Raw genomic sequence first — 22,297 nt, forward strand, 5'->3', positions numbered from 1 at the left:
AAAAATGAGATTCATTCATACATCAGATTGGCATTTAGGGAAATACCTAGAAGGCCACTCTAGAATTGAAGAGCAGGCAAAATTTTGTGAGGACTTCATACAAATAGTAGAATCAAATGAAGTTGATATGGTAATAATTGCTGGTGATATATATGATAATTCTAATCCACCAGCTCAAGCAGAAAAACTGTTTTATAGAACTGTTTCAAGACTTGCTAATAATGGACAAAGATGTGTAATAATAATTTCTGGGAATCATGATAATCCAGAGAGACTTTCTGCAATAACACCTTTAGCACATGAACAGGGTATACTTATATTTGGTTATCCATCAAGTTCTACAGAAAGAGCTAAGTATGAAAAGTTTGAAATAATAGAGGCTGTACAAGGATGCACAACACTAAATATAAATGGAGAAAGTATTGTAATTGCTACATTACCTTATCCAAGTGAAAAAAGATTAAATGAGGTTTTTTCAAGTGAAGATGATTTGGAAAAGCAAAAGACTTACTCTGAAAAAGTAGGTGATATATTTAGAAGTTTAGGAGAAAATTTTAGAAGCGATACTATAAATATAGCAGTATCACATATATTTGTAATAGGTGGAGAGAGTACAGAATCAGAGAGACCAATACAACTAGGGGGAAGCTTTCTGGTTGAAAAAAAAGACTTACCAGAAAAAGCTCAATATACTGCATTAGGACATTTGCACAAACAACAAAAAGCTTCTGAACGTTTAAATGCATATTATTCTGGTTCTCCGCTTCAATACAGCAAAGATGAAAGAGCATATACTAAAGGTGCGTATATAGTGGATATAAAAGCAGGAGAAAAACCAAATATCGAGGAAATTTATTTTAATAATTACAAGCCAATAGAAGTATTTAAATGTAATGGTATAGATGAAGCTTTAGATATATGTGAGAAAAATCAAGGTAGAGATATTTGGTCATACTTTGAAATAAATACTGATGAGATAATATCTCAAAGTGAAATTAAAAAAATGAAAGAATTATTAAAAGACATAATAGAGATAAAACCGATAATAACATCTTGTTATGAACAAGAAAGTGTAGATATAAAAGAAAAGTCTATGGCAGAATTATTCAAAGAATTTTATTCCTTTAGTAGAGGAGTAGAACCAAAAGGAGAACTTATGGATTTATTTCTAGATATAATAAGTGAAGAAGGTGAATCAACAGATGAGACCAATTAGATTAGAACTGACTGGACTTAATAGTTATATTGATAAACAAGTTATAGACTTTGAAAAGCTAATTGAAAGAGGTTTGTTTGGAATATTTGGGACTACTGGAAGTGGGAAATCTACAATTTTAGATGCCATAACCATTGCTATGTATGGAAATATATCTAGAAATACAAAAGAATATATAAACAGTGTATGTGACAAAGCAATTATATCATATGAATTTGAGATAGGAAGCAAAAATACAAGAAGAAGATACATTGTAGATAGAACTATTGTAAGAAGTAAAACAGGAACAAAAACTTCTGGCGCTAGATTAGTAGAGGTGTTAAATGATAATACAAAAAATGTTTTGGCTGATAAAGTTGTTGAAGTAAATGAAAAAGTGGCTCAAGTTGTAGGACTAACATCAAACGATTTTACGAGGTCAGTAGTTTTACCACAAGACAAATTCAATGAGTTTTTGAGATTATCACGTGCAGATAGAAGAGACATGTTAGAGAGAATTTTCAATCTTGAAAAGTATGGAAGAAGTCTTGGAGATAAGGTAAAAAAGAGAAAAAATTTACATTTGCAAAAGTTAAAAGACTTGAAATCAAAATTAAGTCAATACGATGGAATTACAGAAGAAGTGTATAATAATATCAATCAAGAACTAATAGAGTTAAAAAAACTAGAAAAAGATAAAAATAAAACTTTAGATTTAGCTCAAAAATCTTATGAAGAGAGTAAAGTAATATATGAGGAACAATTGAAACTAGAGAAAAATGAGCTTAGAAAAAATGAACTTAATCTAAAAAGCAATGAGATAAAAGAAAAAACTAATCTTGTAGAAAATGATAATAATGCAAGAAGAGTGGACCCATATATAGGCACAGTTCAAAATTTAGAAAAAAGAATAAAAGAGGACAGTTTCACAGTAGATAATTTAGATAAAAAATTAGTAATTTTAAATCAAGAACTTGAAGTTACAAAGCATAGATATGAAAAAATAAGTCGAATTAAAAATGAAGAAGTTCCTAAGTTAAGTGAGGAAAAAATAAAGTTACAACAAGCAATAAAACTAGAAGAAGAATTAGTTTTACTAGATAAGGAATTAAAAGAATTAAAAGAAAATGGCCTTGATTTAAGTAAAAACAAAATGGAGTTAGAAAAACTAAAAAAAGATTCTGAATCTAGAAAAGAAGCAGTTATTAAGTCTGTAAAAGAAGTTGAAGGAAAAATAGATAAAGTAAATATAAGTGCAGAATTAAAACAAAAAATATTTTTAGCATATGAATATGAGAAAGATTATAATAAAGTACTAGAAGAGAAAACTCAAAAAATAAATAAGCTAGGAGAAATATTTAAGGATACAGAAGATATAAATTTAAAAGTTAGATATATTGATAGAGATAAAAATGATATCAACCATAACCTAGAAAGTTTGTCTCTTCATTTAGATGTTCTTCTTAAGAAATGTCCTGGTAAAAGTGAAGATTTGCTTTTAAAATCTGAATATGTAACTGAATTAAGAAATAAGGCAAATAATACCAAAGAAAATGAAAGTAAGAAAAATAATATACAAGATGAATTAAAGGTAGTTTTAGAAAAGAAATTTAATATTGAGAGAGAGCTAAGTCTAGTAAATGAAAAGCTTGAGAATAATAGAAAAAATAGAGAAGACCTTGAGAAAGAGTTGGAAGAACTGAAATACTTGAATTTGGCTTCTGAACTTAGACGTGAATTAAAAGAAAATGTGCCATGCCCAGTTTGTGGTTCAAAGCACCATGAAAATCATAATATAACTAATTATGATGAAAATATAGTTTTTGTCAAAGACAAATTGGATAAATTGGAAAAAGAAAAAGTAAGCATAAGACACAATATTGAAGAATTAAATTCTAAAGTAAGTGGTTATGTGTCTGTAGAAAAAATGAAAACTAAAGAATTGGAAGATGTAAAAGGAAAGCTTGGGGAAATTCCATCAAGTCAATTATTTAAAAGACTTGATGATGAACAAAGAAAATTAGCTGTACTTAAGTCTAATATTCAAGAATGGGAAAAAGAGAAGGAAAGCACCGAAAATAAAATAACATTGGCAAAAGAAGAAAAAAATAGAATTGAAAAAGAAGAATTAAAGATAAATGAAAGTCTGAATAACTATAAGAAATTAATAAAAGACTTAAATATCGAAATTGAAAACCTGGAACATAAATGTAAGAAATTAAAACAAGAGTATTTAGGATTAAAAACAATTACTAAAGTTTCAAATCTATCATCAAAAGTAGAAGAAATAAGAGAAAATGAAAAAAAATTAGAATTATTAAATACTGGATATTCAAACTTATTAAAAAACAGAGATTTATTAGATATTAAAATAAGAGAACAAGAAAGTAAGCTACATGAAATAGAATTAGAGTTAATAAAAGCTAGAGAGTTATATGTAGAAAAAAAAGTGCATAGAGACAGTAAGTATAAAGAAGTAATTAACATAACAAAAGGTGATTTAGCTGAAAATCTTTTACATAGTGTTGAAGAACGTATATGCAAGATACTAGAACAAGAAGAGTCTAGTAAAGTAAAGCTAGAAGAACAAAGGTCAGAATATGAAAAAAATCTTGCTGAAAAGCACAATATAGATGGAAGACTTAAAACTGCTAAAGAACAATATAAAGAACAAAAAATAATATTAAATAAACTGCTAGCAGAAAACAAGTTTGAAAGTATATACGCAGTAAAAAGAGCGTTATTAGAAAGTGAAGAAGTAAAAAAATTGATTGAAGAAATATTAGAATATGAAGAAGAACAAAAGTTATTATCATTTAAAATAAAATCATCAAAAGAAAAATTAAATGGAAGAATTATTAAAAAAGAATACTTTGAACAATTAAAAGATAATATTTATAATATGAAAGTAGAAATAGGAAATATATCCAAAGACATTGGAGCTAATCAAAATAGGTTGCTAACATTAAAAGATTCTTTAGATAAGATAAATGATTTTAATAAGGAACTTAGATTGGTTGAACATAAAGTAGATTTGTTAGAAGAATTAGATAAATGTATACAAGGAAATAAATTTGTAGAATATGTCTCTACAAATCAACTAAAGTATATAGCTTTAGAAGCATCAAAAAGACTAGAAGGAATAACTAAAGGAAGATATGCACTTGAAATTGACTCAACACTCAATTTTGTAATGAGAGATAATTTTAATGGAGGAGAAAGAAGAAGTATTGATACTCTATCTGGAGGAGAGACATTTTTAACTTCACTATCATTAGCACTTGCTCTTTCATCTCAAATACAATTAAAAGGAAGTGCACCGCTTGAATTCTTCTTCTTAGATGAAGGATTTGGTTCATTGGACAGTGAACTTTTGGAGATTGTTATAGAATCATTGGAAAGATTGCATAGTAATAATCTAAGTGTGGGTATAATAAGTCATGTCGAAGAACTTAAAAATAGGGTTCCTGTTAAGTTATTGGTTTCATCAAGTGAAGCTGGTGTAGGTTCAAAAGTAAAAATTGAATATAGTTAGAAACAATATGTTAATTGAATATATTATCTAACATTTCCAAAAAATATATAATTGTGATATAATTAAAACTAATATTAAATTTATTTATAATTAATGTCAATATAAAAAAACAAGTAAGTAGGAGTGTGGTAAGTGTTGGAATCGCCCAATAGTTTGGTCCAGATTATAATTTTAGTAGTATTACTTATGGGGTCTGCATTTTTCTCAGCATCAGAGACAGCTTTAATGTCTTTAAGTAAAATCAGAATAAGATATATGCAAGATGAAGGAGTCAAAGGAGCTAAGTTAGTAAGTTCATTAATAGAAAACCCAAATAAACTTTTAAGTTCTATATTAGTTGGAAATAATGTTGTAAATATAGCAGCAACATCCATATCAACGTCACTGTTTATAGGGTTGATGGGAGAAAAAGGAGTAGCAATTGCTACAGCTGTTATGACAGTACTAGTGTTAATATTTGGTGAAATTACTCCAAAGACGATAGCAGCAAGTAACTCAGAAAAGGTTTCTCTTTTGGTATCTAAGCCTATAAGAGTAATTATATTTGTATTAAGACCAGTAGTATGGGTATTTAATATAATTACGAATGTTATATTTAAATTGTTTGGTATAACACATAAAGGAGCCAAGTCATTTATAACTGAAGAGGAATTAAAAACTATGGTAAATGTAAGCCATGAAGAAGGCGTCCTTGAAATGGAAGAAAGAGAAATCATAAATAATGTATTTGAATTTGGAGATATGCAAGCTAAAAATGCAATGATACAGAGAATAGATATGGTAGCTATAGATATGGAAGATAGTTACGATGAAATCATACAAGTATTTAAAGAAGAAAAACTAAGTAGAATGCCTGTATATGAAGAAACTGTAGATGATATTATAGGAATACTTAATATAAAAGATATTATATTTTTATCAGATGAGGAAATAGAGTCATTTGATATTAAAAATTATATGAGAGAACCATTTTTCACATATGAGTTTAAAAAGATAACACAGCTTCTTGAAGAGATGAAACTTGAAAAAAGTCAAATGGCTATAGTCGTAGATGAATATGGTGGGACATCTGGGCTTTTGACTATAGAAGATTTAGTAGAAGTAATTGTTGGTGATATAGAAGATGAATATGATGAAGAAGAAGATGAAATACAAGTTATAAAAGAAGATGAGTATATTGTAGATGGAAGTACTAAAATTGGTGATGTCAATGAACTTATAGGTGTAAACTTAGAATCTGAAGAATTTGATTCTATAGGTGGGTTTATAATTGGACATTTAAGCAGACTGCCAGAAGAAAATGAAGTAATTGAAGTTGATAATATAAGATTTTGTATAGAAAGTATAGAAAAAAACAGAATAAAAAAAATAAGAATATATACATGATGTAATAATGTTCTTAAATTTATTATAAGTGCATTGAATGTAGAATTTAAATTCTATATTTAATGCACTTATTTTTATTTTATATTCAAATAAAACTAGTATTAAATGGACAAAATAGAAATATAAATTAGAAGGAAGGAGATTTTTAAGATGAATATATTAGAAAATGATTTTTTATACAAATTAAAAAATAACACTATCTTTTTTTGTATATACACATTGTTGTTTATCTTTATTTATAAAGCGTTTCCATACATAGCTCCATTTTTTTTAGGTGGAATAATAGCTCTTATGATTAATCCTATATCCCAAAAATTAGAAAATAAGTTTAGCATCAATAAGGGTGTATCCACATTAGTTTTGAGTTTTCTTGCAGTAGCAGTAGTAAGTACAGTTACTACAATAATAGCAATAAATTCAGTGAAAGAATTAATGAGATTCTTAAATAATATATCTGCCAACCCTGAAGATATAAGCAATACAATTATGTATTTTTTAAATAAAGTAAATAACTATATGAAATCATTTCAAGAAATAGCTAACTTTGATATAGAACAATTAGTAAGTAAGTTTAGTAATGAAGTAATGCATATTACAAAAAATCTCCTTACAAGTATAATTGGACTGGCTACTTCTATTCCATATATTATAATATTTATAATTACTTTGTTTATTGCTACATATTTTATAGCAAAAGATTTAGATAAAATTGAAAATAATTTTTATAATATGTTTACTAGTGATGTAAGAAAAAAGGTAAAGAATGTAAAGAAGGAAGCAGGTCTTTCTCTTGTAGGGTATATAAGAGCTTATACAATACTTATGGCTATAACTTTTTTTACTATATGGGGAAGTTTTGCTATATTTGGATTGAAATATGGTCTTATAGTAGCTTTTGTAGGAGCTTTAATGGACTTAATTCCATTTTTAGGAATAATAACAATATACCTTCCAATAATCGTGTACTATTTTCTTATAAAAAATTATTTTATAGCTGTAAGTATGACTATAATATTTTTTGTTTTGTCTCTAATAAGAGAAATACTTGAACCTAAATTAGTATCAGTAAATGTTGGGTTAAATCCATTAGCAACACTAGCTGCAATTTTTATTGGAATTCAGGTAAAGGGAATAATAGGAGTAATTTTTTGTTTGGGTTTGGTATGTATGCATGATATACTTAAGAAGGTGGATATCTTTTAGCTATAAATAATTAATATATTTTTGTAGTAAAATTTTATTCACTAATAAATAAAAATTCCATTAATATTGTAAGAAAGAAGGTATATGCATGAAGCAAAAAGTAGTAGAAAGATTTTTAAAATATGTATCATTTGATACAACATCGAATTCTCAATGTGAAAATTGTCCATCTTCAGAAGGTCAAAGAGTTTTAGCTGAATATATAGTTGAAGAGTTAAAATCAATTGGTATTGATGAAGTAAGTTTAGATGAAAACAGTTATGTAATGGCTACTTTAAAAGGAAATGTTGAAGGTGTAGATACTATAGGGTTTATATCACACTTGGATACAATTGAAGATATAAGTGGAAAAGATATTAAACCAAGAATAATAAAAAATTATGATGGAAAAGATATAGTTTTAAATGAAGAATTAAATGTTGTTACCTATATAAAAGATTCTCCAGAATTAGTAGAATTTAAAGGAGATGATTTAATAGTTACTGATGGAACAACTTTGCTTGGTTCTGATGATAAAGCTGGAATAGCCGAAATAGTAACTGCAATAGAATATTTAATCAATCATCCTGAAATTAAGCATGGAGATATAAAAATAGGATTTACACCTGATGAGGAAATTGGAAGAGGTGCAAATCTATTTGATGTTAAAAAATTTGGAGCAAAATATGCATATACTTTAGACGGAGGAGTAGTTGGAGAACTTGAATGTGAAAACTTCAATGCAGCAAATGCAACTATTACCATACATGGTAGAAACGTTCATCCAGGTTCAGCTAAGAATAAAATGGTCAATGCTATACATATAGCAGCTGAAATATCAGAAATGTTCCCAGCGGATGAAAGACCAGAAACAACAGAAGGTTATGAAGGCTTTTGGCATCTAAATACTATAAATGGAAATGTTGAAACTGTAAGCATGGCTTATATTATTAGAGACCATTGTAGAGAAAAATTTGAACAAAGAAAATCTATATTGATAGAAAATATAGAAAAAATAAATAAGAAATATGATAATAGAGTGGAACTAGACTTAAAAGATTCTTATTATAATATGAAAGAAAAGATTGAGCCAGTTATGTTCATCGTTGATATAGCCAAAGAGGCAATGGAAGAAGTAGGCATAAAGCCACGTTTAGTTCCTGTAAGAGGTGGTACTGATGGTGCAAGACTATCATTTGAAGGACTACCTTGTCCAAATATATTTACGGGAGGATTAAACTTCCATGGTAAAAATGAATGTATTCCAGTTAGTTCTATGGAGAAAGCTACTAAATTAATTATAAGAATAGCTGAAAAATATGCTGAAAGAGTTTAGTTAAAAAGTATTCAAAAATTAAGAGTTTAAAGTTATAATAGCTATATCATTCTTTATGAAACAAATGGATTATAAGTTTGTTTTGTATTTAAGATGATGTAGCTATTTTATAATTATCTTGATAAAAGGTAATTATATTTACTTTGGGGTATAAATAAGTATTGCAGAGTGTCTATAAGTATTAATATTTTAAATAAGGGGGAATTATATTGAAAATTAAATCTAAAAAAATAATGGTATTTGCACTTGTATTAGGGCTTGTAATGCCTAGCTGTGTATATGCAGATACAACTAGCAAGAATCAAAATTCTCAGGAAAATATGAATAGCTATATTCAAAACAGAAAATCTCCAAAGGGAGAAAAGTTAATTGGGGAAGATAGATTTGATACAGCTATAAAAATATCTCAAAGTGGATGGAATAATGGCTCAGAGAGGGTTTTTCTAGTAAATTCAAATTCATTACCAGATGCACTCGCTTCAACTCCTTTGGCAAGCAAATTGGATGCTCCAATACTACTTACTAATAAAAATAATGTACCAGAAAATGTAGCAGATGAGATAACAAGACTTAATCCTGAAGAAATTATTTTAATTGGAAGTGAAGGAGCAATTTCATCAAATGTAAAAAAATATCTTGAAGATATAGGTGTTTTAGTAAGCAGAATTGGAGGAGCAGATAGAGAAGAAACTTCTTTGCTTCTTACTAAACAATTGGATGATACAGGAGATTTAGGCGTTTCAAAAATAGCAGTAGTTAATGGCTATAATGGTCTAGCAGATGCAACTTCTATATCAAGTCCAGCTGCAAGTGATAATATGGCTATAATATATGCAAGTAAAGATAGTATACGAAGTGAGGCTAAAAGTTTTATAACACAAAATTCAAATGAGACATACATAATAGGTGGAGAATATAATATAAGCAAAAAACTTGAGGGACAACTAGTAAATTCAGAAAGACTAGCTGGAACAGATAGAAAAGACACAAATGCTAAAGTTTTAGAAAAATTTTATGGAAAATTAAGTAAGGTTAGTAATATGTATTTTGCAAAGGATGGAAGTGGTAGAGAAGCTGATTTAGTTGATGGGCTTGCTGCTGGAGTATTGGCAGCAAAAACAAAATCGCCTGTCATTCTTGCAAGTGGAAGTTTAAGTAATGGGCAACAAAGTTTTATAAAGAAAGTAAAAGCAAATAAGTTTGTACAAGTTGGTGGAGGAAAAAATAGTAATCCTTATACAGAAGCATTAGGATTACAGTAGTTTTATCAATTGGCAATATTATATAATAGAGACAAGTAAACTAAGTTATGTTTAATTAGAAGTTTGAATTAATGTATTTGAAATTCTAATTAAGTTGCAAATAGCCTAGTTTACTTGTTTTTGTGCAAATATACACTTTATAATATTGTAGGTTATACAGATGAAGTTATTTAAAACATAATTAGTAGAAATTTTGTGATACTTTACAATATCGTATGTTGTTATACAGTTTTCTGATGATATAGAATAGAAAAGACACTTTAGTGTAAAGTGTCTTTTTATAATATATTTTACTTTTGTAATTAAATTTACTCTATATGTTTTAAGTATTAGCCTTTAACGTTTTTAATACATTCTTATGGAATACTACATTTAGTTAATATTGATTATATTTCCAGTATTAATATCGATTAAATTGATATCAAGTTCAAGTTCATCTTCATCATCAGTTTTTATAATATCTATAATTGCTACAGAATGGCTTCCATCTTTGGGGATAGAAGTACTTCCAGGGTTTATAACTATTAAATTGTCATCCATATATAGTTTCTTTACATGAGTATGTCCTAAAACTAATATGTCAGCACCCATTTTCTTTGATTTATCAATAATTTCTTCTTCTGTTTCTGTATAACCATGATTTAATATAATCCTAATTTCTCCAAATTGGCTCATGACATAAGGACTTTGAATAGGATGTTCTATTACCATCTGGTCGACATCTGCATCACAGTTACCTTTAACAATTATAATATTTTCTAATTTGTTTAATACTTCAATAAATTTTTTAGGGTTATATCCTTCTGGAATATCATTTCTAGGACCATGATATAATACATCTCCTCCATGTAAAAGAATATCACAATCAGATAATACATTTAATGCTTTTTCAAAGTAAAGTAAACTACCATGAGTATCACTCATTATTCCTATTTTCATATTAAAATCCTCCTAAGTGCAGTCTATAAAAATTTTTCAGATACTCTATGCCAAAATTCGTAATTTGACATCCTAAGTAATTTTATTTTTGCATCAGACATGCTAACTTTTATATTTTCAATTTGTCTAAATCTGTGTTCAACCCCATCAACAACAATCAATAATGAATCTTCAAATCTGTATTCTGGTGCAATTTTTATAACAGATTCATTTGAACATATTATACTTGATGTAAAACATCTATATGCATTAGTGTTTATTGGATGTAAAGGTGTAATCTGCATAAGTTCAAGTTTTATATCAACAATACTACCACCAGCAGAATAGTTGTAGGCGGTTGAACCTGTGGAAGTAGAAATAATCATACCATCTCCACTAAAATTTTGTATATGTTTATCATCAAGGCTTAGATTAAGATGTATAGTTCTAGACTTGTCTCCTCTTATAACAACTTCATTTACAGCAAGCATGTTAGAGCCGCTAGTAGTTGTATATACTTCAGCATTAAGAAGTGACATTTCTTGAATAATATAATCCTTTTTTATATAAGCTTCAATAAAGCTATCAATCTTATCTGGTAAAATATCAGGAAAAAATCCCAGATGTCCCGTATTTATACCCATTATGGGAATTTCAGGAAAATCGAAATCTCTAACTGTTCTTAAAAAAGAGCCATCACCGCCAATTGATATAATAAGTTCTGTATCTGGATAAATATCTGAATACACCTCAAAGCCAGCGTTGACAAGTTTTCTAGTTAAGAGTTCTTTAGTCTCAAGGGACTTATTTAATTGGTTTGCATTTATAGTTATAATTCTTTTCATATATTCACCTCTTCATACTTTGTATTATAACATAGTTTTATAACTCTTAATTTATAAATTTATAAATGACCTAGCTTGTTGTGAATGTGTTAAAATATGTATAGGGGGTATAAAAAATTACATAAGAGGTGAAGACGTGTTTAAGGTAAAAAATATCACAAAAAAATTAGGTAAATTTAAATTAAATAATATAAACTTGGAATTAAAAGAAGGAGAGATTATTGGAGTTATAGGACCAAATGGTTCTGGAAAGACAACTTTAATAAAAATTATAATGGGGATTATTGATGCTGATGAAGGTGAAATTGAACTTTGTAATGAAACAATTGACAACTCTCCAGTAAGTTTTAAAAACAATATTGGTTTTGTATATGATTCTTTACAATTTTATCCGCATTTAAAGGTGAAAGAGTTTAGAAGAATAGTATCTTTATTTTATAGTAATTTTGATAGAGAAAGATTTGATGAATATCTTGAAAAATTTGAAATAGAAGAAAATATACATATTAAGAATTTATCCAAAGGACAATCTGAGAAGCTTATGCTAGCAAATGCACTTAGCCATAATGCAAAACTACTTATTTTGGATGAACCAACCGCTGGAATAGACCCAATTGTAAGAAAAGAAATAATGCAGTATCTAAAAGATTTTGTGAAAAATGGAAGTAGTAGTGTAATAATTTCAACTCACAATACTGATAATTTAATTAGGATTGCGGATTATCTTATTTTTGTAAATAAAGGAAATCAAATTTTTACAATAAAGAAAGATATGATAGAGCAGGAATATAAAATAATTAGGGCAAATAAAGCAGAATTAGACGAAATTAAAGAAAATATAGTGGGTGTAAAAGAGTATAAATATTATAGTGAAGCACTACTAAAAGTTGGAGATAGCTTAAAAGTAAAAAGCTTATTGATAGAAATTGATAAACATAAAGTTAAAAATCCTACTATAGAAGAACTAATGTATTATTATGTAAATGAGGTGAAATAATGTTCAATTTGATAAGAAAAGATTTAATAGTAGGAGTTAGTTCAGATGGGATTCGTAATTTGAAGTACATATTGCTATTTTTTATTTTTTATTTTTTCCTTAATTCAATTTCGTATTATACTGTAAGTGTTGTCATAAGTTATTTGATTTTTGTAAATACATTTGAATGTGATTATGAAAGTGATTCAAGAATATTTATAAGAAGTATGCCAGTTAGTATTGAAGATATAGTGTATTCAAAGTATTTATTAGGTGTGGGATTAATAATTTTTATAACAACAATTGCATCTTTAATAAGTAAATTGACATCATTAGTGTTTTTTAGAAGCATGGTTTTAAATGATGTGTTCTTTTCTATAAATATATTTTTAGCAATTTTATCAATAGTACTTCCTTTATTTTTTAAATTTGGATATGGCAAAATGAAAATTTGTGGATTAATAATAAGTATTTTAGTTTATTTTGTATATGGGAGTATTTTAAGAATGGTTAGTATGATAGTATATCAAGTAAAGCATGTTAATTATAGTAAGGTAGGAGGCGTATACCTTTCAAATTATATTACTGATATGACTAATACTAGATATATAAATCTATATAGTATTACATTTTTGACTATAATGATTTTTATAATATCTATGTATTTTTCTATTAAGATTTCAAAAAAAAATAAGTTTAATTATAAAAGTTTTTAATTAATATTATAGCGTAAAATATAAGGAGATTAGAAATGAATAAGTTTATAAAAGTTTCAATTTTTATTTTGGGAGTTTTTACACTATTCATAGCTATAAATAAATTAGCATATAGAGATATGGTAAGTGTCAAAGATTATGAAATAAATCATTTAGAGGAAATTGTTTTTGATTTTGATAGCAGAAGAAGCGAAGAAATTGGTACTGTTATAAGATTCAAAATAAGTAATAATAGTAAATACAGATATAGATTAAACAGTGCAAAAATGAGATTTGAGAATTGTATTGAGAGTAAAAAAGGAGAGAATAAATGCTCTTATTATGTAAATATAGATTTGTTTAATGAAAAAAATTCTATAACTGAAAAAACCTTAAACTATGGGATAAAGTCGAATAATCAAGGTTATGTCGATTTTGTGATTCCAAAGGGGTTAAACTTTGACTACAGGTATTTTAATGACTCTGGTATGAGTGTAGAATATAAGGGCGAATTTACTGTGGAAATGCCTATCGCAAAAGGTTTATATCTAGTAGTTAGAAAAAATAATGATGTATGGAATTCTAATGTTATGGAGTAATTTGAAAAAATTGAAAAATAAAGTTATTGCATATATAATTAAAATAGTATGAAATTTATAAATATTCAGGCTAGGAGGGTGTTCAATGTCAATAAGCAATGTAAGAGAGTATTTTAAAGAATTTGGAAGGGAAGATAGCATACTAGAGTTTGAACAATCTAGTGCTACTGTAGAACTTGCGGCAGAAGCAGCAGGAGTTATTCCAGCTAGAATCGCTAAGACTCTTTCATTTAAAATAGGAGAGGATGCAATTTTAATTGTTACAGCTGGAGATGCTAAGATTGATAATAAAAAATACAAGGATGAGTTTAGTTGTAAAGCTAAAATGTTAGCACCAGAAGAAGTTCTAGATTTTACTGGACATGCTATTGGTGGTGTTTGTCCATTTGGTTTAAAAAATCCTTTAAAAGTATATCTAGATGATTCAATGAAGAGATTTGATACAGTATTTCCTGCATGTGGTAGCAGTAATTCAGCAATAGAACTTACATGTGATGAAATGGAGAAATTTTCTAAGTGTGAGAAATGGGTAGATGTTTGTAAAAATTGGTAAAAAATATAGTGAAAATTAGTAAAAAAATATCCCTGTATACAGTCTGTGTGGGGATATTTTTATGTGGAAAATATTTATAAATCTAAGAGAAAAATCTAATTTAAACTAATAATCCAAAAAAAAGTTAAAAAATTCTGATTTTTCTTCAAAATAATAAAAAAATGACAAAAAAATGGAAAAAATGTAGTAAATATTGTTAAAAAAATAATTAGAAATTATTGAAAAATTATCCTTTGAGTGATACTATTATAAATGTAAGATATTTAAAAAACAAAAATAATCACGAAAAAATATGATTATTTAGCTCTATTAAAATAATTTTGATATGATAGAAAAAATTTATATATGGGTTGAAATACTAATATACATAACATTTACTATTGATATACCCTAGAATGAACATCATAAACAAATTATTTTATCTATAACCATTGTGAGAGAAGTCTTATTCTAGCTTGAAATTTCACAAAATTCCAAAAAGCGAGATTTTTTTTAAGAACAGTTGACTTTAAATTAACAATTTATAATTAAATTAATGTCATAATCGGTTAATATAATTGCATATAAATATAGGGCGGACTTTAATTAAGGTTATAAATTTCTCGACGTATACTCAAATACTTTATTATAGATGTTGCCGAGATTTTAATTAATAAATGAAAATAAAATATTTATAAAATACTGAGGAGGCTATTATGGATTTAAATTCTAAAAAATATCAGATGCTTAAAGAGTTATATGTAAGCTTCGCTGAAAATGAAGTTAAACCTTTAGCAACAGAGCTTGATGAAGAAGAAAGATTTCCTTATGAAACAGTGGAAAAAATGGCAAAGGCAGGAATGATGGGTATACCGTATCCAAAAGAGTATGGTGGAGAAGGTGGAGACACTGTAGGTTATATAATGGCTGTTGAAGAATTGTCTAGAGTTTGTGGAACTACAGGAGTTATATTATCAGCTCATACATCTCTTGGTTCATGGCCTATATATCAATATGGTAATGAAGAACAAAAACAAAAATTCTTAAGACCATTAGCAAGTGGTGAAAAATTAGGAGCATTTGGTCTTACTGAACCTAATGCTGGTACAGATGCGTCTGGACAACAAACTACTGCTGTTTTAGATGGAGATGAATACATACTTAATGGCTCAAAAATATTTATAACAAATGCAATAGCTGGTGACATATATGTAGTAATGGCAATGACTGATAAATCTAAGGGTAATAGAGGAATTTCAGCATTTATAGTTGAAAAAGGAACTCCTGGATTTAGCTTTGGTGTTAAAGAAAAGAAAATGGGTATAAGAGGTTCAGCTACTAGTGAATTAATATTTGAAGATTGTAGAATACCTAAAGAAAATTTACTTGGAAAAGAAGGCCAAGGATTTAAGATAGCAATGTCTACTCTTGATGGTGGTAGAATTGGTATTGCAGCACAAGCTTTAGGTTTAGCACAAGGTGCTCTTGATGAAACAGTTAAATATGTAAAAGAAAGAGTACAGTTTGGTAGACCACTATCAAAATTCCAAAATACACAATTCCAATTAGCTGATATGGAAGTTAGAATACAAGCGGCTAGACATCTTGTATATCAAGCAGCTATAAATAAAGACTTAGGAAAACCTTATGGAGTAGAAGCAGCAATGGCAAAATTATTTGCAGCAGAAACAGCTATGGAAGTTACTACAAAAGCTGTACAACTTCATGGTGGATATGGATACACTCGTGATTATCCAGTAGAAAGAATGATGAGAGATGCTAAGATAACTGAAATATATGAAGGAACTAGTGAAGTTCAAAGAATGGTTATTTCAGGAAAATTATTAAAATAGAGATATTAAAATATACACAATAGGTCGATATTAAAATAGATATGGAGGAAGGATTTATGAAGATAGTCGTTTGTATAAAACAAGTTCCAGATACAACAGAAGTTAAACTAGATCCTAATACAGGTACTTTAATTAGAGATGGAGTACCAAGTATAATAAACCCTGATGATAAAGCAGGTTTAGAAGAAGCGATAAGATTAAAAGAAGAAATGGGAGCTCATGTAACTGTAATAACAATGGGACCTCCTCAAGCAGATATGGCTTTAAAAGAAGCTTTAGCAATGGGTGCAGATAGAGGAATATTATTAACAGATAGAGCCTTTGCAGGTGCTGATACTTGGGCAACTTCATCAGCATTAGCAGGAGCATTAAAAAATATAGATTTTGATATTATAATAGCTGGAAGACAGGCTATAGATGGTGATACTGCACAAGTTGGACCTCAAATAGCTGAACATTTAAAACTTCCATCAATAACATATGCTGAAGAAATAAAAACTGAAGGCGAATATGTTTTAGTAAAAAGACAATTTGAAGATTGTTGTCATGACTTAAAAGTTAAAATGCCATGCCTTATAACAACTCTTAAAGATATGAACACACCAAGATACATGAAGGTTGGAAGAATATATGATTCTTTTGAAAATGATGTAGTAGAAACTTGGACTGTAAAAGATATAGAAGTTGACCCTTCTAACTTAGGTCTAAAAGGTTCTCCAACTAGCGTATTTAAATCATTTACGAAATCAGTTAAACCAGCTGGTACAATATACAACGAAGATGCAAAAGCATCAGCTGGAATTATTATAGATAAATTAAAAGAAAAATATATCATATAATTAAGGGGGGATAAAGAATGGGTAATGTTTTAGTAGTAATAGAACAAAGAGAAAATGTAATTCAAACTGTTTCTTTAGAATTATTAGGAAAGGCAACAGAAATAGCCAAAGATTATGATACAAAAGTTTCTGCATTACTTTTAGGTAGTAAGGTAGAAGATTTAATAGATACATTAGCACATTATGGAGCTGATGAAGTAATAGTAGTAGATGATGAAGCTTTAGCAGTGTATACGACTGAACCATATACAAAGGCTGCATATGAAGCAATAAAAGCAGCGGACCCAATAGTTGTATTATTTGGAGCAACTTCAATAGGTAGAGATTTAGCACCTAGAGTATCTGCTAGAGTACATACAGGACTTACTGCTGACTGTACAGGACTTGCAGTAGCTGAAGATACAAAATTATTATTAATGACAAGACCTGCTTTTGGTGGAAATATAATGGCAACAATAGTTTGTAAAGATTTCAGACCTCAAATGTCTACAGTTAGACCAGGCGTTATGAAGAAAAATGAAGTTGATGAAACTAGAGAAGCTGTAATTAATCGTTTTAAAGTAGAATTTACTGAGGCTGACAAATTAGTTCAAGTTGTAGAAATAATAAAAGAAGCTAAAAAACAAGTTAAAATAGAAGATGCTAAAATATTAGTTTCTGCTGGACGTGGAATGGGCGGAAAAGAAAATTTAGATATACTTTATGAATTAGCTGAAGTTATAGGTGGAGAAGTTTCTGGTTCTCGTGCAACTATAGATGCAGGATGGTTAGATAAAGCAAGACAAGTTGGTCAAACTGGTAAAACTGTAAGACCAGACCTTTATATAGCATGTGGTATATCTGGAGCAATACAACATATAGCTGGTATGGAAGATGCTGAGTTTATAGTTGCTATAAACAAAAATCCAGAAGCTCCAATATTTAAATATGCTGATGTTGGTATAGTTGGAGATGTTCACAAAGTACTTCCAGAACTTATAAGTCAATTAAGTGTTGCAAAAGAAAAAGGTGAAGTTTTAGCTAACTAATTTCTTGGGGAGGGTATTATGAGTACAAGCGATGTTAAAGTTTATGAGAATATAGCTGTTGAAGTAAATGAAAATATATGTACAGTGAAAATGAATAGACCTAAAGCCCTTAATGCAATAAATTCAAAAACTTTAGAAGAACTTTATGAAGTATTTGCTGATATTAATAATGATGAAACTATTGATGTAGTAATACTGACAGGGGAAGGAAAAGCATTTGTAGCTGGAGCAGATATTGCATATATGAAAGATTTAGATGCTGTAGCTGCTAAAGATTTTAGTCTTCTAGGAGCTAAAGCTTTTAGAGAAATAGAAGATAGTAAAAAAGTAATAATAGCAGCTGTAAATGGATTTGCTTTAGGTGGAGGATGCGAACTAGCAATGGCTTGTGATATAAGAATTGCATCTGCTAAAGCTAAATTTGGGCAACCAGAAGTAACTCTTGGAATAACTCCAGGGTATGGAGGAACTCAAAGACTTACAAGACTGGTTGGACTGGCAAAAGCAAAAGAATTAATCTTTACAGGTCAAGTTATAAAAGCTGATGAAGCTGAAAAAATAGGGCTAGTAAATAAAGTTGTCGAGCCAGAAGCTTTAATGGAAGAAGTTGAAAAACTAGCTAAAACAATAGCTAAAAATGCTCAACTTGCAGTTAGATACTCTAAAGAAGCTATACAACTTGGTGCTCAAACTGATATAGATACTGGAATAGATATAGAATCTAATTTCTTTGGACTTTGTTTTTCAACTAAAGACCAAAAAGAAGGAATGTCAGCTTTTATTGAAAAAAGAGAAGCTAACTTTATAAAAGGATAAACAAATCTAATTAAAAATATATTTGCTGTTAACTAGATTGAATAAATACTTTAATCTAGTTAACAGAATATAAATACTAAAATAACAGGAGGTTATAACTATGAAATTAGCTGTAATAGGTAGTGGAACTATGGGAAGTGGTATTGTACAAACTTTTGCAAGTTGTGGTCATGATGTATGTTTAAAGAGTAGAACTCAAGGTGCTATAGATAAATGTTTAGGCTTATTAGATAAAAATTTAACTAAATTGGTTACTAAAGGAAAAATGGACGAAGCTACAAAAGCAGAAATATTAAGTCATGTTAGTTCAACTACTAACTATGAAGATTTGAAAGACATGGACTTAATAATAGAAGCATCTGTAGAAGATATGAACATAAAGAAAGAAGTTTTTAAATTATTAGATGAGTTATGTAAAGACGATACTATTTTAGCAACAAATACTTCATCATTATCTATAACAGAAATAGCTTCTTCTACTAATAGAGCAGATAAAGTTATAGGAATGCATTTCTTCAATCCAGTTCCTATGATGAAATTAGTTGAAGTTATAAGCGGTCAATTAACATCAAAAGTTACTTTTGATACAGTATTTGAATTATCTAAGAGTATCAATAAAGTACCAGTAGATGTATCTGAATCTCCTGGATTTGTAGTAAACAGAATACTTATACCTATGATAAATGAAGCTGTTGGTATATATGCAGATGGCGTTGCAAGTAAAGAAGAAATAGATGAGGCTATGAAACTAGGTGCAAACCATCCAATGGGACCTTTAGCATTAGGTGATTTAATAGGATTAGATGTTGTTTTAGCTATAATGAACGTTTTATACACTGAATTTGGAGACACTAAATATAGACCTCATCCACTTTTAGCTAAAATGGTTAGAGCTAATCAATTAGGAAGAAAAACTAAAATAGGATTCTATGATTATAATAAATAAGAACTGAAATCTAAAAAATTTAACTGATATTGTCTAAAAAAAAACAATCTCAAAAATCTGATAAAAATCTAATTTAATGGGGGTAATGAATATGAGAGAAGTAGTAATTGCCAGTGCAGCTAGAACAGCAGTAGGAAGTTTTGGAGGAGCATTTAAATCAGTTTCAGCAGTAGACTTAGGTATAACAGCAGCTAAAGAAGCTATAAAAAGAGCTAATATAACTCCAGATATGATAGATGAATCACTTTTAGGAGGAGTACTTACAGCAGGTCTTGGTCAAAATATAGCAAGACAAATAGCATTAGGTGCAGGAATACCAGTAGAAAAACCAGCTATGACTATAAATATAGTTTGTGGTTCTGGATTAAGATCTGTTTCAATGGCATCTCAACTTATAGCATTAGGGGACGCTGATATAATGCTAGTTGGTGGAGCTGAAAACATGAGTATGTCTCCTTATTTAGTACCAAGTGCTAGATATGGTGCAAGAATGGGTGATACTGCTTTTGTTGATTCAATGATAAAAGATGGATTATCAGACATATTCAATAACTATCACATGGGTATAACTGCTGAAAATATAGCAGAGCAATGGAATATAACTAGAGAAGAACAAGATGAATTAGCCCTTGCAAGTCAAAATAAAGCTGAAAAAGCTCAAGCTGAAGGAAAATTTGACGAAGAAATAGTTCCAGTGGTTATAAAAGGAAGAAAAGGTGACACTGTAGTAGACAAAGATGAGTATATTAAACCTGGTACTACAATAGAAAAACTTGCTAAATTAAGACCTGCATTTAAAAAAGATGGAACAGTTACTGCTGGTAATGCATCAGGAATCAATGATGGTGCTGCTATGTTAGTAGTAATGGCTAAAGAAAAAGCTGAAGAATTAGGAATAGAACCTCTTGCAACTATAGTTTCTTATGGAACAGCTGGTGTTGACCCTACAATAATGGGTTATGGACCAGTTCCAGCAACTAAAAAAGCTTTAGAAGCTGCTAATATGACTATTGAAGATATAGATTTAGTTGAAGCTAATGAAGCATTTGCTGCTCAATCTATAGCCGTAGTAAAAGATTTAAACATAGATATGGCTAAAGTTAATGTTAACGGTGGAGCAATAGCTATAGGACATCCAATAGGATGCTCAGGAGCAAGAATACTTACTACACTTTTATATGAAATGAAGAGAAGAGATGCTAAAACTGGTTTAGCTACACTTTGTATAGGTGGTGGAATGGGAACTACTTTAATAGTTAAAAGATAGTTTTAGATTATAATTTTTAAAAATTAAACATTTAACCATGAACTTAACCTGTAAGAGTAACTATTTGTTATTCTTACAGGTTTTTATGGTTAAAAAATAATTATTATCTATTAAACAAAAATAGTGTAAAATATATAATATCATGGTTTTGAAGATATAAAAGAAAGTAGGTAAAAGTTTGTTTAAAAAAGAAAATCAAAAATATAATCTTATATCCTATACAAATGAAGAAGAAATGACTCTAAAAGAAGTTTTGCTGGACAAGCTAAATTTTTCGGTTAGGTCACTATCAAAAATGAAAAGAGAAAAAAGTGTATTAGTAAATGGTGTATATAAAAAGCCAAGTTTAAAAGTGTCTCGTGGGGATTTAATAGAGGTAAAAATAGAAGAAGAAAAAGCAAATTTTGAGCCACAAGATTTAAATTTACAAATAATATATGATGATTTTGATATAATTATGGTAAATAAGCCACCATTTATGGTAGTTCATCCAACTAAAAGTCACTATGATAATACAATAGCAAATGGTATTAGTTATTATATAGAGAAGCATAAAGAAAATGTAAAAATACGATTTGTAAATAGACTTGATATGAACACTTCAGGACTTGTTATAGTAGCAAAAAATGCTTATGCACACCATACTTTGTCTATATCAATGAGTGAAAACAAAGTTGAAAAAACATATATAACAGTAGTGAATGGGATTATAGATGAAGATGAGGGAACTATAAATGAACCAATTTATAGACCTGAAGAGGATTCAATAAAGAGAGTAATAGATGAAAGAGGGCAAGCATCTGTTACTCATTATAAAGTAGTAGAAAGATTAAAAAATGCAACTGTACTAGAAGTAAAGCTAGAAACTGGTAGAACACATCAAATAAGGGTTCATATGGCTCATATAGGTCATGGAATAATAGGTGATGAGTTATATGGTTATATAGATGGAAATCTTATAAATAGGCAAGCTCTTCATGCATATAGCTTAGAGTTTGAACAACCAAGAACAAAAGAAATTTTAAAATTTAAAACAGATATACCAAAGGATATGCAAGAGTTAATATCGAAATTAAGATAGATGGGG

General features: G+C 28.7%; 19 protein-coding genes. 17 read left to right on the plus strand and 2 right to left on the minus strand.

The window, feature by feature from the left end; genetic code table 11:
• Positions 1-4: 4 nt before the first annotated feature.
• The 6 genes from IR151_RS08020 (at position 5) to IR151_RS08045 (ending at position 9,896) form a co-directional block, all read left to right on the plus strand.
• Positions 5-1,216, plus strand: coding sequence for an exonuclease SbcCD subunit D (locus IR151_RS08020; protein ID WP_227434005.1), 1,212 nt, complete (start codon positions 5-7; stop codon positions 1,214-1,216).
• Entirely contained in the window at positions 1,203-4,730 is a 3,528-nt protein-coding gene (locus IR151_RS08025) for an AAA family ATPase (RefSeq protein ID WP_227434006.1), read from the plus strand. The genes IR151_RS08020 and IR151_RS08025 overlap by 14 nt, the downstream gene beginning before the upstream one ends.
• Before the next feature lie 132 nt (positions 4,731-4,862).
• Positions 4,863-6,116 (plus strand): hemolysin family protein, encoded by a 1,254-nt coding sequence (locus tag IR151_RS08030; RefSeq protein WP_227434007.1) that lies wholly within the window; start codon positions 4,863-4,865, stop codon positions 6,114-6,116.
• 150 nt (positions 6,117-6,266) lie between these two features.
• The gene (ytvI, locus tag IR151_RS08035; protein ID WP_227434008.1) at positions 6,267-7,319 is read left to right on the plus strand and encodes a sporulation integral membrane protein YtvI; all 1,053 of its coding nucleotides are present in this window, start codon (positions 6,267-6,269) and stop codon (positions 7,317-7,319) included.
• A gap of 88 nt (positions 7,320-7,407) precedes the next feature.
• Positions 7,408-8,634 (plus strand): peptidase T, encoded by a 1,227-nt coding sequence (pepT, locus tag IR151_RS08040; protein ID WP_227434009.1) that lies wholly within the window; start codon positions 7,408-7,410, stop codon positions 8,632-8,634.
• Positions 8,635-8,843: 209 nt separating this feature from the next.
• Positions 8,844-9,896 (plus strand): cell wall-binding repeat-containing protein, encoded by a 1,053-nt coding sequence (locus IR151_RS08045; RefSeq protein ID WP_227434010.1) that lies wholly within the window; start codon positions 8,844-8,846, stop codon positions 9,894-9,896.
• 372 nt (positions 9,897-10,268) lie between these two features.
• Here IR151_RS08045 and yfcE read toward each other — a convergent pair whose 3' ends face one another.
• On the minus strand, positions 10,269-10,835 hold the full coding sequence (gene yfcE, locus IR151_RS08050) for a phosphodiesterase (protein WP_227434011.1): 567 nt from the start codon (positions 10,833-10,835) through the stop codon (positions 10,269-10,271).
• 23 nt (positions 10,836-10,858) lie between these two features.
• Complete coding sequence (locus IR151_RS08055) at positions 10,859-11,659, minus strand: NAD(+)/NADH kinase (protein WP_227434012.1); 801 nt, start codon at positions 11,657-11,659, stop codon at positions 10,859-10,861.
• A 136-nt stretch (positions 11,660-11,795) separates the two neighbouring features.
• On the opposite strand from IR151_RS08055, the gene IR151_RS08060 reads away from it, so the two are divergent.
• The 11 genes from IR151_RS08060 (at position 11,796) to IR151_RS08110 (ending at position 22,291) form a co-directional block, all read left to right on the plus strand.
• Positions 11,796-12,656 (plus strand): ABC transporter ATP-binding protein, encoded by an 861-nt coding sequence (locus tag IR151_RS08060; RefSeq protein ID WP_227434013.1) that lies wholly within the window; start codon positions 11,796-11,798, stop codon positions 12,654-12,656.
• Positions 12,656-13,351: an ABC-2 transporter permease gene (locus IR151_RS08065; protein WP_227434014.1), complete on the plus strand. Its 696-nt coding sequence runs from the start codon at positions 12,656-12,658 to the stop codon at positions 13,349-13,351. The genes IR151_RS08060 and IR151_RS08065 overlap by 1 nt, the downstream gene beginning before the upstream one ends.
• Before the next feature lie 35 nt (positions 13,352-13,386).
• Positions 13,387-13,929, plus strand: coding sequence for a hypothetical protein (locus tag IR151_RS08070; RefSeq protein WP_227434015.1), 543 nt, complete (start codon positions 13,387-13,389; stop codon positions 13,927-13,929).
• 85 nt (positions 13,930-14,014) lie between these two features.
• Entirely contained in the window at positions 14,015-14,482 is a 468-nt protein-coding gene (locus tag IR151_RS08075) for a YbaK/EbsC family protein (RefSeq protein WP_227434016.1), read from the plus strand.
• 695 nt (positions 14,483-15,177) lie between these two features.
• A complete protein-coding gene (locus IR151_RS08080) occupies positions 15,178-16,314 on the plus strand; it encodes an acyl-CoA dehydrogenase (RefSeq protein WP_227434017.1) in 1,137 nt (378 codons plus the stop codon).
• Positions 16,315-16,370: 56 nt separating this feature from the next.
• Positions 16,371-17,153: an electron transfer flavoprotein subunit beta/FixA family protein gene (locus IR151_RS08085; protein WP_227434018.1), complete on the plus strand. Its 783-nt coding sequence runs from the start codon at positions 16,371-16,373 to the stop codon at positions 17,151-17,153.
• 17 nt (positions 17,154-17,170) lie between these two features.
• Complete coding sequence (locus tag IR151_RS08090) at positions 17,171-18,181, plus strand: electron transfer flavoprotein subunit alpha/FixB family protein (RefSeq protein WP_227434019.1); 1,011 nt, start codon at positions 17,171-17,173, stop codon at positions 18,179-18,181.
• Between the two features lie 18 nt (positions 18,182-18,199).
• The gene (locus tag IR151_RS08095) at positions 18,200-18,997 is read left to right on the plus strand and encodes an enoyl-CoA hydratase-related protein (RefSeq protein WP_227434020.1); all 798 of its coding nucleotides are present in this window, start codon (positions 18,200-18,202) and stop codon (positions 18,995-18,997) included.
• Positions 18,998-19,097: 100 nt separating this feature from the next.
• The gene (locus IR151_RS08100) at positions 19,098-19,943 is read left to right on the plus strand and encodes a 3-hydroxybutyryl-CoA dehydrogenase (protein WP_227434021.1); all 846 of its coding nucleotides are present in this window, start codon (positions 19,098-19,100) and stop codon (positions 19,941-19,943) included.
• Between the two features lie 91 nt (positions 19,944-20,034).
• Positions 20,035-21,210: an acetyl-CoA C-acetyltransferase gene (locus IR151_RS08105; protein WP_227434022.1), complete on the plus strand. Its 1,176-nt coding sequence runs from the start codon at positions 20,035-20,037 to the stop codon at positions 21,208-21,210.
• Between the two features lie 178 nt (positions 21,211-21,388).
• Entirely contained in the window at positions 21,389-22,291 is a 903-nt protein-coding gene (locus IR151_RS08110) for an RluA family pseudouridine synthase (protein WP_227434023.1), read from the plus strand.
• The last annotated feature ends 6 nt before the right edge of the window (positions 22,292-22,297 follow it).

Source organism: Clostridioides sp. ES-S-0006-03 (genome assembly GCF_020662275.1).
Lineage (GTDB): Bacteria > Bacillota > Clostridia > Peptostreptococcales > Peptostreptococcaceae > Clostridioides.